Origin of the sequence: Nitrobacter sp. 62-13 (genome assembly GCF_001896955.1) — a bacterium.
Lineage (GTDB): Bacteria > Pseudomonadota > Alphaproteobacteria > Rhizobiales > Xanthobacteraceae > Nitrobacter.
In genome coordinates, this window is record NZ_MKRN01000041.1 from 1 (window position 1) to 12,809 (window position 12,809).

Below are 12,809 nucleotides of genomic sequence, written 5' to 3' on the forward strand. Positions count from 1 at the left end.
CACCAGTCCGACAAACAGAATGCCCGCCATCAGCAACGAGGTTGCGATGGGATATCTGATAAACGGTGCGGAAATGCTGCCGTTCATTCTAGCGTCCTGATCCCGAAGTTCGCATGTCCCGCAACAACCTCGATGCGAGCTTCCGGACTAATGGGCTTTGCCGTCAGACGGCTCGGAGTCCGCAACTGTCGTGGTCACGGCCGATCCCGGCTCAACCCGATATTGTCCAGCAACTATAACACGTTCTCCGGGTGAGAGGCCGTTCTCGACGACGGTTTCGCCGTCGATCGACTGGCCGACCTTGATCTTGCGAAACTCGGCCTTGTTGTCCTGATTGACGGCGTAGGCATAAAGCCCGTCGGTTCCGTGCTTGACGGCGTCGTCGGGGACCACGACGGCGTCTTTCACCGTGGACACAAGCAGGCGGGTCGAGACCGACTGCCCCGGCCACAAGACGTGATCCTTGTTCTCGAAAACCGCCTTGAGGCGAATGGTTCCGCTGGTGGTGTCGACCTGGTTGTTGATCAGCATCAGCGTACCTTCGGAAAGAACCCGCTTGCCGTCGGCGGAGTAGGCGATTGTCTTCGGCGATCCGGCGGCGAGGGCATCCTTGATCTGCGGAAGCTGCTCTTCCGGCGCGGTGAAAACCACGGCAATCGGCTCGATCTGCGCGATGGTGACGATGCCGGTCTGCGTCGAGGCGTTGACGATGTTGCCCTGGTCCACCTGCCGGAAGCCGGTGACGCCTGCGATCGGCGCGCGGATGTTGGTGTAATCGAGCTGGGTTTGCGCGTTGGCGATCGCGGCGTCGTCCGCCGCGATCTGCGCGGTGAGCTGCTGCACGGTGGAACGCTGGGTATCGGTCTGTTGCCGGGTCGCGAACTCGCCGAGCTTGGTATAGCGCTGCAAGTCGAGATTGGCATTGGCGCGATTGGCTTCATCCTGCGCCTTCTTGGCCTTGGCCTGATCGAGTGCTGCCTGGAACGGCCGCGGATCGATATGGGCGAGCAGATCGCCCTTCTGGACCAGTTGGCCTTCCTTGAAGGCGATCCGGTCGATCTGGCCGTCGACCCGTGTGCGGACCACGACGGTATTGAACCCCTGAACGGTTCCGAGGCCGGTCAGATAGACCGGGAAATCGCTTTTCCGAACGGTCGCGATCTTGACCGGAATCGCGCGCGCGGTTGCGTCGCGGGTGTGATCGGCGCCATTATGCTTTCCCGCGCCGTGCTGCCACAGCGCGTAACCGCCCGCCAGGGCGATCACCGCGACGAGGGAGGTCCAACCGAGGATTCGCGACCGTGACATGGGGGCTCGCGCTGAAAAATCCGGACTTCAAAAATCGTCCGATTAGCCGTAGATAGATGCATGCTTATAATGTGTAAACACACCATCCTTTGATAATTCTAAACAATCGGAAACCTTTAGGGCCAGTGCGCTGCCGATGTCTCTCGATCGCAAACGCCAGTTCGTCTCGCAATTGATCGAAAGCTCGCGCCTGCTGCGCAATTATATCGACCTGCGCGCCAAAGGCTGCGGGACCACGCGGGCCCAGTGGATCGTGCTGTTTCAGCTCCGTCAAAAGGAAGGTCTGTCGCAAGTCGATCTGGCCGAAGTCCTGGAATTGCAGCCGATTTCGCTGGTGCGGCTGCTCGACCGGCTGGTCGATCACGGCCTCCTGGAGCGCCGGCCCGATCCTCGGGACCGCCGCGCCAACCGTTTGTTTCTGACCGGGGCAGGGCGCCGGCTCGTCGACGATCTGGACAGCCTTCGCGACTCCATCGCCGCCGATGTCTTGCGGGGAATTCCAGAGGAGACTGTCGAAACGAGTCTCGAGGCCCTTCGGGCTATCAAGCACCGTATTAAGAGTGTCTCCGACGACAAGGGCTCTGAAAAGCCGGGCGATGCCGCGAGCAAATAACGGCTGCGCACGGACATGCGCCGAAACGTTGCGCCTCACGCGACGGCGTTGACGATCAAGTTGTCAGTTGTCACCGAACATCGCTTCTCCCATATCAGCCCATTGCAAACCCGGCGCGAAGCCGGGCTGCACGAACGAAACAAGGAGCCGACGATGGACGAGCTGAACGGCCGGATGATGGCGTGCCAGATCATGATTACAGGTTTGATTGCGCGCGTGGCCAACAACTCTCCGGATCCGCTTCGTTTCCTGACTGATTTCCGCGACGAGATCAAAGCCGTGGTGCGGCAGGTCAACATTGCGGGGACGGACGACACCGATCGCATAAGAAGCGTTGCGCAAAAGACCGTCGACGAAATGCTGTCGTTGATGAAGCCGCCGAGCGCGAGTTGATCATTGTCAGGCTTCGGCAATTAGAATTGTTTCAAATACAGCGCAGTCAAGGGGATTGAGTGCAGACTCCCATGCCGGATCGGTCTTCCAATTTAGAATCGCTATGATTTAGACATATTCAAAGAAGTTCGCGTTACAGTTTCGCCAAAACGCGTTGACCCTCAAAGTCCTGATCGATAGTGCTCCCCATGTGGTAAATCAGCGCAGCGTTGAACGCGCGCAGTGACCTAGTTACTGTTGGGGGAACGTTTTATGAGTAATGCAAGGGTGCCGAGGTCGTTGCGGACAGTCGCAGCGGCCGGGTCGATCGACAGGTCGCTGGAAGTCAATTCCGTCGGCAAGGTGTCCGCCGTTGCAGGACTCATCGCGGTTGCCTCTTTCTCTTCTGCCGAAGCACAGCAAGCCAACCTCCCGGCGGTCACGGTCGATGCCCCGGTCGCCCGTCCGCATCGTGCTGCGCCGAAGCCAACGGCGGATCACGTCCGGGCGCGCACCGCATTGCGCCGTGCGGCGCGCCGCACCCAGCCGGCGCAGGTCGCGCCGGTGCCGTTTCCCAACGCCGGCAATCTCGCGGCGGATCGCAATCCCTATGCGGACGCGGCCGCGCCCTACAAGGTCGATCACCTGCAGGCATCCGGCAAATTTCCGGAGCCGTTGCTGAACACGCCGAAGACGGTCACGGTTCTCAGCAAGGACGTGCTCGCGGACAAGAGCGCCACCTTGCTCAAGGAGGTGGCGCGCACCACCGCCGGCGTCACGCTCGGCACGGGCGAGGGCGGCAACGCCTTCGGCGATCGTTTCTTCATTCGCGGCTTCGATGCCCGCAACGACGTGTTCATCGACGGCGTTCGCGATCCCGGCGTCAGCGTCCGCGAGAACTTCTTCACCGAGCAGGTGGAAATCCTGCGCGGGCCGGGCTCGTCCTTCGCCGGTCGCGGCACCACCGGCGGCGCCATCAACATCGTGACCAAGCAGGCCACGACCGCGGGCAATTTCTACAACATGGATACGATGTTCGGCACCGACCAGACCAAGCGGGTGGTGCTCGACGTCAATCAGGTCATCAGCCCGACATTGGCGGTTCGCGCCGGCGGTCTGTTCCAGGATGCCAATATCGCGGGCCGAAACTACATCACCGACGATCGCGGCGGCGGTTTCCTGGCCGTGACCTGGAAGCCGATCGATGCGATCAAGGTGCAGGCCAACTACATCCACACCGATCTGCATGGCCTTCCCGATTTCGGCGTGCCGTATTATCGGCCCGGTACGTCGCCCTATACTTCGACCGCAGGCGGACCGTTCCCGCAATTCGGCCTCAACCGCAACACCTGGTACGGCTTCCTCAATCGCGACTTCCAGTCCTACAGGCAGGACATCGGCACGCTGAACCTGGAAGCGCACATCACCCCTGATCTTGTCGTCACCAACAAGACGCGCGTGCAGCATTCGATCCTGGACTATATCGGGACGCTGCCGGAACGCCCGGTGGTGACCGATCCGAACCCTGCTAACTGGACGCTCAGCGCCAATCCGCAGAGCCGCTTTCAGCCGACCAACGTCTTCGCCAACCAGACCGAGGCGGCCTACAAGTTCGGCACCGGACTGTGGCGCCATACCGCGGTCGCGGGCGTGGAAGTCTCAGCCGAGCGATCGAGCATCGACAAGTATGCGGGCCTGAGTTCAGAGCAGTTGCCCGGCGGTTTCACCGGCTCCGGCTCGCTGTCGGGCGTCAACATTTTCAACCCGCAATACACCAATCTGCCGTTCGGCACCGAGCCGTCACTTATTGGGCTGCCGACCAAGATCAATATCGACACCAAGAGCGTCTATCTGCTCGATACCGCCAACTATAACGACTTCATCATCCTCAACGGCGGCATCCGCTACGACGACTACCACATCGGCACCAGCGGTTACGGCACCGTGAACGGCGTTGCGAACACGTTCGGCACCCAGTCGCTCGACTCCGGGTTGACCAACTACAATTTCGGCGCGGTGGTGAAGCCGCTGCCCTATGTCAGCCTCTATGCCGCCTATGCGACCTCGTCCAATCCCGTCGGCGCCGAGTTCGACGGCACCAGCGCGACGTATGGCGGACTTGCTCCCATTCTGAACGGAAACTCGAACCAGATCTTCGGGCCCGAGAAAAACCGCGCCGCCGAAGTTGGCACCAAGTGGGAATTGTTCGATCGTCATCTTCTGGTGCAGGCGTCGCTGTTCGAGACCTGGAAGGACAACGCGCGTGAGTCGCAGAACATAGCAAATGCGGGAGCGGCGACGCCAACGTGTCCCTATCCGGCAGGCAGCACCGGTACGGTGTCCTGCATCACGGCGGGCGCGGCCTATCGCATACGCGGCATCGACATCGAAGCCGCCGGCAAGATCACCGACAAATGGAGCGTGTTCGGCGGCATCGTGCTGATGCAGTCGGAAGTGACGAAGTCGCTGGCTCCTTCGGCGCAGCCGCTGCTTTATGCGAGCAATGTCGGCCTGCCGCTTGCCAACATCGCGCATCAGTCGTTCAACGTGCTGACGAAGTACCAGCTCACCGATGTCTGGGAAATCGGCGGACAGGCGACCTATCGCTCAAAGATCTATGGCGGTACGTTGCTTGCGGCCAACCAGGGCACCTCGCTGCCGAGCTACTGGCGCTTCGACGCGTTCGTCGAAGCCAAGATCAACAAGAACTGGCAGGCGAAGCTCGCCGTCAACAACATCACCAACCAGCTCATCTATGACGCCTTGTATCAGAGCGCCACGCCGTTTGTGTTCGTCGCGCCGGGTCGCGTCGCCTATCTGACGCTGTCGGCCCGTTACTGATCGATCCACGTTCGGGGATGCGGACACATGCTGATCTGCGTCCCCGGCGTATTGACAAAGGATGACGTGGCGGATTTCCGCCGCGTCATGGACGCCGCCGAATGGGAGGATGGCCGCTCCACGGCGGGCGCGCAGTCGGCGCTGGTCAAGAAAAATGAGCAGTTGCCGCCGGACAGCGAGGTTGCGCGAGCGCTCGGCAACCGGATCATTTCGGCGCTGACGGCCAATCCGCGGTTCATCTCGGCGGCGATCCCGCTGCAGATTTTTCCACCCTTGTTCAACCGCTACGTCGCCTCCGACGGACATCATTTCGGCGTTCACGTCGACAATGCCGTGCGTGGGGACCGTTTGACGGGCTTGCGAATTCGCACCGACCTGTCGGTAACGTTGTTTTTATCGGAGCCGGAGGACTACGACGGCGGCGAATTGGTGGTCGAAGACAACTACGGTTCGCATGAAATCAAGCTGCCGGCAGGCGATCTGGTGCTTTATCCCGCGTCAAGCCTGCATCTGGTGACGCCGGTGACCCGCGGTACGCGCGTGGCGTCTTTTTTCTGGCTTCAGAGCATGGTACGGGATGACCACGCGCGCAGCTTGATCTTCGACCTGGATACGGCGATTCAAAATCTTGTTGAACGTCTGGGGCGCGATGATCCTGAAACGGTCAAATTGACGGGCATCTATCACAATCTCATCCGCTACTGGGCGGAGATATGAGTAGCTGTAATGTTTAGAATGGTTCTAAAAGTTCTGCCGATGGCAGCCGCGCTCACGTTTGCGTCGCTGGTGTCACCCGCGGTCGCGCAGCAGAATAAGAGCGTTGCGCCGCCGCCCATAGCCCAGGTTCAGTCGTCGGTCGAGACGTCGGCACCGTCGCCCTCCAGTACATCGCTGCCACCTGCCGCCGACGCCGCGTCTGCTTCGAGCGCGACGCCCGGGCCCGCCTCCGCGCCAGCTTCGAGTGCGACTGCCATCAGCCCTTTGAAGGCGGAGACGACGCCTCACGAACTGTCGCCATGGTCGATGTTTCTGTCGGCCGACGTGCTGGTCAAGTTCGTGATGATCGGTCTTGCGTTCGCCTCGCTGGTGACCTGGACGATCTTCATTGCAAAAATAGTCGAGCTGTCGCTCGCGAGGCGCAACCTCGGCGCGGCGCTGACACAAATCAGCGAGTCGCGCTCGCTGGCGGAAGCGCAGATGGCGCTCGGCGACAAGAACAGCGTGCTGGCGTCGTTGCTGGCGGCAGCGATGCGCGAGGCGCGGCTGTCGGCCGGCATATCCAGCGACGCCGGCATCAAGGAGCGGGCGGCGTCGAGCTTCGCCGAAATCGTTCGCGCGGAATCGCGGCGTATCCGGCTCGGAATGGGGCTGCTTGCGACCATCGGCGCGACATCGCCTTTCGTCGGCCTGTTCGGCACCGTCTGGGGCATCATGAACAGCTTCATCGGAATTTCCAAGTCGCAGACCACCAACCTCGCCGTGGTCGCCCCCGGCATCGCCGAAGCGCTGCTTGCGACCGCGCTCGGCCTCGTTGCGGCGATCCCGGCGGTCATCATCTACAACTACTTCGCGCGCGTGACGCGGGGCTACATCGAGCTGGTCAGTCGCGCATCCGGATCTTCCGGACGACTGCTGTCGCGCGACCTGGACCGGACCCACGGCGGCTCCCTCGGCGGAGCGCATTCACGCGCGGCGGAGTAGGCGATGGGTGCATCGATTGCAGAAGGCGGCTTTGATGACGACGAGGATTACGCCGAAGCGCACGAAATCAACGTCACGCCGTTCATCGACGTCATCCTGGTTCTCCTGATCATCTTCATGGTGGCCGCGCCGCTGTCGACCGTCGATCTTCCGGTCAACCTGCCGACGTCGAGCGCGACGCCGCAGAAGAAACCGGACAAGCCGACCTATGTCAGCATCAAGGCCGATCTTGCGGTTGCGATCGGCGAAACGCTCGTCAAGCGGGTCGATCTGGTCCGGACGCTCGATGGCACGCCGAACATGACCAAGGACAGTTTCATCTTCCTGCGCGCGGACCGTGCAGTGCCTTACGGCGACCTGATGGACGTGCTGGAGATACTGCGCGCCGGCGGCTTCACGAAAATCAAGCTGGTGGCTCTCGAGGGCGTTCCGGACGCCCAGTCCGTTCCGGCCGCGGCCGCGGCCGCGGCCGCCGCCACCGCAAAGCCTTGAACCATGTCTGAGATCATCGCGGAGTCTCCGCCGTCCCGACGTCTCTGGGTTTTCTCAGCGGTCGCTGCGCTCGCGATCCATATCGGTTGCGTGGCGCTGGCGATGGCTCACATGCAGGCCGACGAGGCCGAAGACGATCTCGGCGCGCCGGCGATCGAGATCGGGCTCGATCTGGCTTCGCCGCATCGCGAGGCGACCGACCTTCCGCCCGGACCCGACACCGACGCGTCCGTCGCTTCGCCCGCGCTTGCCGAGCAGAAGGCGGTCGTGAAGGAGACCGATCTGCCCAAGGACACGCCGACGGAGGCCGAGGACCCGGATCGGGTCGTCACCGAAAACGAGTCGAAGAAGCCGGTGGATGACGATCCGGAGAAGGCGGCGGTGCAGACGTCGGCCTCGCAGGAATCGGTGGCCGCGGAGGCGACCGCGATGCCGAGCGTCGAACATGCGCCGGAGTCGGAGCGTTCGGTCGCGCCGCAGCAAGGCACCGGCGCGAGCGCCCGTCGCATCCGCGCCACATGGCAGAAGGAACTGGTCGCGCACCTCGACAAGCACAAGCGCTATCCGTCCGAGCGCACGCAGAAGAGCGCCGAAATTCTCGTGAACTTCGTGCTCGACCGTCTCGGCCATATCGTCTCGGCCTCGATCGTGAAGGGATCGGGCGATGCGGTCTTCGACCAGGCCGCGCTGGCCATGTTGCACCGGTCCGATCCGGTGCCGCCGCCGCCGCCGCTGATCGCGGACGAGGGATTGAGCTTCACCCTGCCGGTGGTCTTCCGGGTGAAGAACAAGGGCTGACGCCGTCGGTCGCTGCCGGGATCCCGGCCGCCGAAACGCTGCCGCGCTGCACGCTCATCTCGAGCATGATCCGATCAAGTTGAATCGGGATCATGCTCCAGAAGTTAGGGGCTTTGTCGCATTTTCTTGCGGCGAACCGGTATCCGCTTCGCCGGAAAATGCGCTATCGGAAAAAATAGTACCGGATGCCAACATAGATTGCGGCGAGCAGGACGAAGATCAGCGCGGCCGGCAGGCGCGGGCGCGGGCTCGTTCCGGAATTTTTGCCCTGCGTCTGTTGCGGTGCGGGCCGCTTGAAGGCGGTAACGTTATCGAGTTCCACGATCGGGTCTTTCGGCACCGACTTGATGTCCGGCGGCGTGCCGGTGCCGCCCATCTCCGCGTAGTAGGCATTGTAGATCAGACCGATAGTGGCCTCGCTCGCCTCCGTCTCGGACATCGTTTCGAGAAAACCCTTGTAACTCGAAAGGAATGCCAGGGCCTCGGCGGGCAGCGATGACGAACCGTTCAGTTTCGCCATCATCTTCCAGGTTGCGAAGTCGGCGCGTGCCTTGGTGTCGGCGCGCCTTGCAATCATTTTGTCCTGTGCTTTGATCAACTGACTACGTCCCTTGCAACGCCTTATGTATTGCCGGTGACCAGCAGAAGAAGCTGTATCACATATCCGGTGACTGTTCTCACGATGGTGGAGATCACGTCAAGATTGAGTCCGAGCTGGCTGCCGAGCATCGGAAGCAGCAGGAGGACCCCGATCAGGATCAGCAGCCCGTAGGGTTCCAGACGGGCGAGCGGGGCTGCCAGAACGTTCGGCAGCAGGCCGACCGCGACCCGTCCGCCGTCCAGCGGCGGGATCGGCAGCATGTTGAAGACCGCGAGAATGACGTTGATGATCAACGCGTTCTGCAGATTGTCGGCGACCCACTGGGCGCCGTTGGCCGGGACCAGGCCGAGACCGTGAAATGCCAATGCAGCGGCCAGCGCCAGCAGGATGTTGGTGACGGGGCCGGCGAGCGCCACCCAGACCATGTCGATGCGGGGATGGCTCAGGTTGCGGAAATTCACCGGTACCGGCTTTGCGTAGCCGAACAGGAACGGCGCGTGCGACAGCAGCAGAATACCCGGCAACATCACGGTGCCGAAGGGATCGATATGTTTCAGCGGATTGAAGCTGACGCGGCCGAGTTGCCAGGCGGTGTTGTCACCCAGCCGGTGCGCGACAAATCCGTGCGCGGCTTCGTGAAAGGTGATCGCGATGACGAGCGGCAGCACCCAGACCGACAGCGTATAGAGTGAGATGCCCGACAATCGGCGGCCTCGTGCGGTTCGACGGAGACGATCCATACCATAGGTCGCCGCGGCGATGACAGAGGATTAGGCGCGGGTCGGCCTGCCGGAGCGCCCGTTCCCGGCATTGCGAAAGTCCGCCCGCACATTCGTCAGCCCGATTTCGGAAAAGGGGGGCATTATCGCCCGCCGCTGGCGCCGACGTTTGCAGGAACCACCCGTCAGGCGTCTTTCAGATAGTAGTTGGCGCGTTTGCCGAGGGCGATGCGGCGCAGGATTCGCCGCATTGTCATCGAGCCACGCAACGGCCTGACCGCCGTCGTGCCTGCGCGATAGAATGCCAGCTTGGCCGCATCGAACGCAGGTCGAACCCCCGGCGGATTTTGCGGCCAGCCCAGGCGGCGAAGCATGGAATTAAAGACGTGCAGGTCGTTGACGCGGCGGACCTCGCGCGTCTTCCAGGTGATGGCCATCGAGATCGAATGCGAGCCGGCGGTGCGCACCCAATGCGGCCACTGGTAAGGCACGAAGCAGCCGTCGCCGCCGAACATGTGGAATTCGATGCCGCGCGGCGCGAAACTTGGGTCGAATTTCAGATTGCGATGTTTCGTCATCGAATGCTCGATCTCGCGTTCGGAGACCAGACTGCGGTCGCTGTTGTCGTAGATCGTGAAGAATTTTTCGCCGTGGATCTGGACGAAGAAGTTGTCTTCGCTGTCGAGATGGAATGGCGTGGTCGAATTCGGCGAGGAGACAAAAAGGAAGCCCTCGATCTGTTCGAATCCGGCGTCGCGCAGGCTGTCGAAGCCGCGGGCGCGCGCGACCGAAAGCAGCGCATCCTCGATCAGGCGGCGGTACTGCGGCGAGTTCTCCACGCGCTTCAGCACCATCCAGGCGCCGGCGGTCTCGATCCGCTTCACCACCTCGATCGGATCGAGGTCGATCGCGGGAATCGCGTCGGGGTCCTGGCTGATCGCCACCTTGCCGGAATTGTACTCGATCAGGTCGCGCGGCAGCTCGGCAGCCAGTTGCGCGATGCGCGGCAGCGTCAGCAGCGGATGCCCGGCAAGCCCGTGGCGGATCGCGAACGGCTTGAGCGGGAAGTCGCGTCGAAGCGCATCGTCGGCCGCGGTGATGACCGGCGCCGGTTCGGAGACGCTCATGTGTTTTTTTCCTGACGCTTGCGAATGATATGAAGGACGCGGCGTGCGGATGAGCGCATCCGTCCGCGCAGCGCGATCGCCGCGCTCGCGAGTGGCACGACGTGACTGCGGCGGCGCAGCGGGAGCAGCACATCGCCGATCGCAAGCCGGCCGCGCCAGATCGGCTCGATCATCGGATGACCCGGATGCGCCGTGGAATCCGCCAGCGCGATCGCCGGATCGGCGCAGAGGTATCGCGTGAGATCGAGCGTCAACTGCACGCCGGGTGAAAACTTCGCGAATTGTTCGTCGACGCCCAGCTTGAAATAGAATGCGCGGTCCTGATGACGCAACACGATGGCTGCGGCCACCGGCGTCGTGCCAGCGCGCAGGGTCACGATTTCACACTGGCCGCGCTCGGCCAGCGCCGGGCTCGCGCGGCGGATGAAAGCCGCGTCGCCATCGTGCTGGAGCAAAGCGGTGCCCCGTTTCCCTTTCCAGCCGCTGGCTTCCAGCGCGAGGAACGTTTCGAGCGCCGGCACGACATCGCCAGGCGCATGCGCGACCTGAAACGAGACGTCGCCTTGCTCGGCGAGGCGGTTACGCTGCCGGCGCAGCTCTTTCAGCTTCTTGACGCCGAGCGCGTCGCGCAGCAGGTCGTCCGCGTCTTGCGTCGCGTCGAGGCAGGCTCGCGCGTGTGTCTGGAGTATGTGCGGCGTGAGGCCGTCGCGTTCCAGCGCTGCTGTGAGCGCTTTCATGGCGGCGCCGTCGAGCGCGACGTTGCGCAGGATCAGCGCGTGCTGGCCGATGGCGCGGGCCTGGCGCAGCAGCGTGGCCGCGGCTTCATTTGCAAAGGCACGATCAAGCAACGGGGTGCACAGCGTTCCATAGGGATCGGCGCTGACCAGAACGGGAAGCGGAATCCGATAGGCTCTCCAGGCGGAAACCACCGGAACCAGGCCGATGAGAGCGCCAGCACCGGATTCAGCGGATGGCGCGTCGGTGCACGCCGTCAATGCGGCCGCATTGGTCCGGTCGCGCGCCGTTGCGTCGAGCGGCAACTCCCAGTCGGCGAGATTGTAGGCGTTCGGCTCGACCGCGCGGTCGGCAAGACCTCGCCATTGGTCGACGTTGATCGATGCGAGTGCTGCGGCGTCACAGCGTGATGCGGTCCGGGGTGCGTGCGCTGCGAACCCTCGCATCGACGAGCGGCGCACCGGAGCCCAATTGACAATATCGGCCATATCCCCAATCCCCATGCACGGATTGCGAGGTTGCCGGCGCGCCACTGCTGCGGAGCACCGTTCCCTTGCTTTCGGCGGAGGCTACGGGAAACATTCGAAGATAATCTTGGCGCCGACACTTAATATTCGCATCGGCATTTACCGCGCATTCACTATAGCCAGGGGCCGGCGACGATTGCGGGCCGGATACACGAGCGCGGGTCCCGACACCCGACGCGACTGTCCGGAAGGCGAGGGGCGTTGCTCGGGCGACGCGTCGAGAGCAGGCCGCCCATTTTTTTGGTTGGCTCAATGGCTTGCGATCCGCAGTTGCCTTAATATCGCAACCAGCCCGGCGTACCACAATCGAAGGGGGGAGGGGCAATGAAACGCGCTGTATTTGCATTCACGGTCGGGGTTGCGATGACGGCGGCCATGGTGTCGGCGACACCGGCCGATGCCCAGATGGGCGGCGGTCATCATCGTCGCGGCGATAGCGGCGATCAGAAGCCGGCCAAGAAACCGAAAGTGGACGAGAGGGCTTACAACGAGGCGCTCAAGACGATTCCCGATTCCAAGGAGAAATTTGACCCCTGGGGGAGTCTCGGCGTTTCATCCGCAGAAAAGAAGCCGAAGTAGCGGTCTGTCCGCGGGTACCGGCAGGGGAGAAGTTTCGATGAGGATTCTACGCGCATCCATGCTGATGACAGCACTGCTGTCGGGGCCAGCCTTTGCCCAGTCGCCGCATATCAATATGCTCGCCGACAAACCCGGCAAGACGCAGGAAGAAATCGAGAAACAGCAGGCCATCGAAAGAGCCTACAAGGATACGCTGCGGACGATTCCCGACGCCGCAGGATCCAACGACCCCTGGAGCGGCGTGCGAAACGATGGCCAATCCAAAGCCAGCGCCAAAAACAAGACCAGGTCGAGGTTAGGGGCTACGGGCGGCCCGGCGAACTAGAGCGTTTTCGAGCGAAGTGGATACCGGTTCGCGTGAAGAAAACGCGTCCAATCAAAATCATAGAGCCCGCT

The 12,809-nt window shown here is 62.5% G+C and carries 14 protein-coding genes; 9 read left to right on the forward strand and 5 right to left on the reverse strand.

From position 1 onward, the window contains the following. Positions 1-147: 147 nt before the first annotated feature. Entirely contained in the window at positions 148-1,308 is a 1,161-nt protein-coding gene (locus tag BGN91_RS04765; protein ID WP_292610995.1) for an efflux RND transporter periplasmic adaptor subunit, read from the reverse strand. A gap of 136 nt (positions 1,309-1,444) precedes the next feature. Here BGN91_RS04765 and BGN91_RS04770 point away from each other — a divergent pair, with 136 nt between their 5' ends. From BGN91_RS04770 to BGN91_RS04800, 7 genes are all read left to right on the forward strand, one after another. After that, positions 1,445-1,921 (forward strand): MarR family winged helix-turn-helix transcriptional regulator, encoded by a 477-nt coding sequence (locus tag BGN91_RS04770; protein WP_292610997.1) that lies wholly within the window; start codon positions 1,445-1,447, stop codon positions 1,919-1,921. A 153-nt stretch (positions 1,922-2,074) separates the two neighbouring features. Further along, positions 2,075-2,314: a hypothetical protein gene (locus BGN91_RS04775; protein WP_292610999.1), complete on the forward strand. Its 240-nt coding sequence runs from the start codon at positions 2,075-2,077 to the stop codon at positions 2,312-2,314. Positions 2,315-2,566: 252 nt separating this feature from the next. Then, complete coding sequence (locus BGN91_RS04780; RefSeq protein ID WP_292611000.1) at positions 2,567-5,134, forward strand: TonB-dependent receptor; 2,568 nt, start codon at positions 2,567-2,569, stop codon at positions 5,132-5,134. Between the two features lie 27 nt (positions 5,135-5,161). After that, positions 5,162-5,851, forward strand: a complete 690-nt coding sequence (locus tag BGN91_RS04785; protein ID WP_292611002.1) for a Fe2+-dependent dioxygenase — start codon at positions 5,162-5,164, stop codon at positions 5,849-5,851. A gap of 39 nt (positions 5,852-5,890) precedes the next feature. Continuing rightward, positions 5,891-6,835, forward strand: a complete 945-nt coding sequence (gene exbB, locus BGN91_RS04790; RefSeq protein ID WP_292611005.1) for a tonB-system energizer ExbB — start codon at positions 5,891-5,893, stop codon at positions 6,833-6,835. A gap of 3 nt (positions 6,836-6,838) precedes the next feature. Further along, positions 6,839-7,327, forward strand: coding sequence for a TonB system transport protein ExbD (exbD, locus tag BGN91_RS04795; RefSeq protein ID WP_292611007.1), 489 nt, complete (start codon positions 6,839-6,841; stop codon positions 7,325-7,327). 3 nt (positions 7,328-7,330) lie between these two features. After that, positions 7,331-8,125: a TonB family protein gene (locus BGN91_RS04800; RefSeq protein ID WP_292611009.1), complete on the forward strand. Its 795-nt coding sequence runs from the start codon at positions 7,331-7,333 to the stop codon at positions 8,123-8,125. A gap of 163 nt (positions 8,126-8,288) precedes the next feature. Here the strand turns inward: BGN91_RS04800 and BGN91_RS04805 are convergent, their stop codons facing one another. The 4 genes from BGN91_RS04805 to BGN91_RS04820 all read right to left on the reverse strand — a co-directional run bounded on the left by BGN91_RS04805 (position 8,289) and on the right by BGN91_RS04820 (position 11,795). Further along, positions 8,289-8,723, reverse strand: a complete 435-nt coding sequence (locus BGN91_RS04805; protein ID WP_292611011.1) for a hypothetical protein — start codon at positions 8,721-8,723, stop codon at positions 8,289-8,291. A 23-nt stretch (positions 8,724-8,746) separates the two neighbouring features. Continuing rightward, the gene (locus tag BGN91_RS04810) at positions 8,747-9,466 is read right to left on the reverse strand and encodes a site-2 protease family protein (protein ID WP_292611013.1); all 720 of its coding nucleotides are present in this window, start codon (positions 9,464-9,466) and stop codon (positions 8,747-8,749) included. Positions 9,467-9,630: 164 nt separating this feature from the next. Next, positions 9,631-10,572 carry a cupin-like domain-containing protein gene (locus BGN91_RS04815; protein WP_292611015.1) on the reverse strand — a complete coding sequence of 314 codons (942 nt, stop codon included), beginning with the start codon at positions 10,570-10,572 and terminating at the stop codon, positions 9,631-9,633. Next, the gene (locus BGN91_RS04820) at positions 10,569-11,795 is read right to left on the reverse strand and encodes a GNAT family N-acetyltransferase (RefSeq protein ID WP_292611018.1); all 1,227 of its coding nucleotides are present in this window, start codon (positions 11,793-11,795) and stop codon (positions 10,569-10,571) included. Before BGN91_RS04820 ends, BGN91_RS04815 begins: the two co-directional genes overlap by 4 nt. A gap of 363 nt (positions 11,796-12,158) precedes the next feature. Here BGN91_RS04820 and BGN91_RS04825 point away from each other — a divergent pair, with 363 nt between their 5' ends. Together BGN91_RS04825 and BGN91_RS04830 are read left to right on the forward strand one after the other, a co-directional pair. Beyond that, a complete protein-coding gene (locus BGN91_RS04825) occupies positions 12,159-12,413 on the forward strand; it encodes a hypothetical protein (protein ID WP_292611020.1) in 255 nt (84 codons plus the stop codon). A 37-nt stretch (positions 12,414-12,450) separates the two neighbouring features. Next, on the forward strand, positions 12,451-12,738 hold the full coding sequence (locus BGN91_RS04830; RefSeq protein ID WP_292611022.1) for a hypothetical protein: 288 nt from the start codon (positions 12,451-12,453) through the stop codon (positions 12,736-12,738). Positions 12,739-12,809 lie beyond the last annotated feature (71 nt).

What these genes read in the sequence shown, in the direction of transcription:
- BGN91_RS04780 (WP_292611000.1), top strand. Translation starts at nt 2,567, where the DNA reads ATGAGTAATGCAAGGGTGCCGAGGTCGTTGCGGACAGTCGCAGCGGCC.
- BGN91_RS04825 (WP_292611020.1), top strand. Translation starts at nt 12,159, where the DNA reads ATGAAACGCGCTGTATTTGCATTCACGGTCGGGGTTGCGATGACGGCG.
- exbD (WP_292611007.1), top strand. Translation starts at nt 6,839, where the DNA reads ATGGGTGCATCGATTGCAGAAGGCGGCTTTGATGACGACGAGGATTAC.
- BGN91_RS04820 (WP_292611018.1), bottom strand. Translation starts at nt 11,795, where the DNA reads ATGGCCGATATTGTCAATTGGGCTCCGGTGCGCCGCTCGTCGATGCGA.
- BGN91_RS04770 (WP_292610997.1), top strand. Translation starts at nt 1,445, where the DNA reads ATGTCTCTCGATCGCAAACGCCAGTTCGTCTCGCAATTGATCGAAAGC.
- BGN91_RS04815 (WP_292611015.1), bottom strand. Translation starts at nt 10,572, where the DNA reads ATGAGCGTCTCCGAACCGGCGCCGGTCATCACCGCGGCCGACGATGCG.
- BGN91_RS04785 (WP_292611002.1), top strand. Translation starts at nt 5,162, where the DNA reads ATGCTGATCTGCGTCCCCGGCGTATTGACAAAGGATGACGTGGCGGAT.
- BGN91_RS04830 (WP_292611022.1), top strand. Translation starts at nt 12,451, where the DNA reads ATGAGGATTCTACGCGCATCCATGCTGATGACAGCACTGCTGTCGGGG.
- BGN91_RS04775 (WP_292610999.1), top strand. Translation starts at nt 2,075, where the DNA reads ATGGACGAGCTGAACGGCCGGATGATGGCGTGCCAGATCATGATTACA.
- BGN91_RS04765 (WP_292610995.1), bottom strand. Translation starts at nt 1,308, where the DNA reads ATGTCACGGTCGCGAATCCTCGGTTGGACCTCCCTCGTCGCGGTGATC.
- BGN91_RS04800 (WP_292611009.1), top strand. Translation starts at nt 7,331, where the DNA reads ATGTCTGAGATCATCGCGGAGTCTCCGCCGTCCCGACGTCTCTGGGTT.
- BGN91_RS04810 (WP_292611013.1), bottom strand. Translation starts at nt 9,466, where the DNA reads ATGGATCGTCTCCGTCGAACCGCACGAGGCCGCCGATTGTCGGGCATC.
- exbB (WP_292611005.1), top strand. Translation starts at nt 5,891, where the DNA reads ATGGCAGCCGCGCTCACGTTTGCGTCGCTGGTGTCACCCGCGGTCGCG.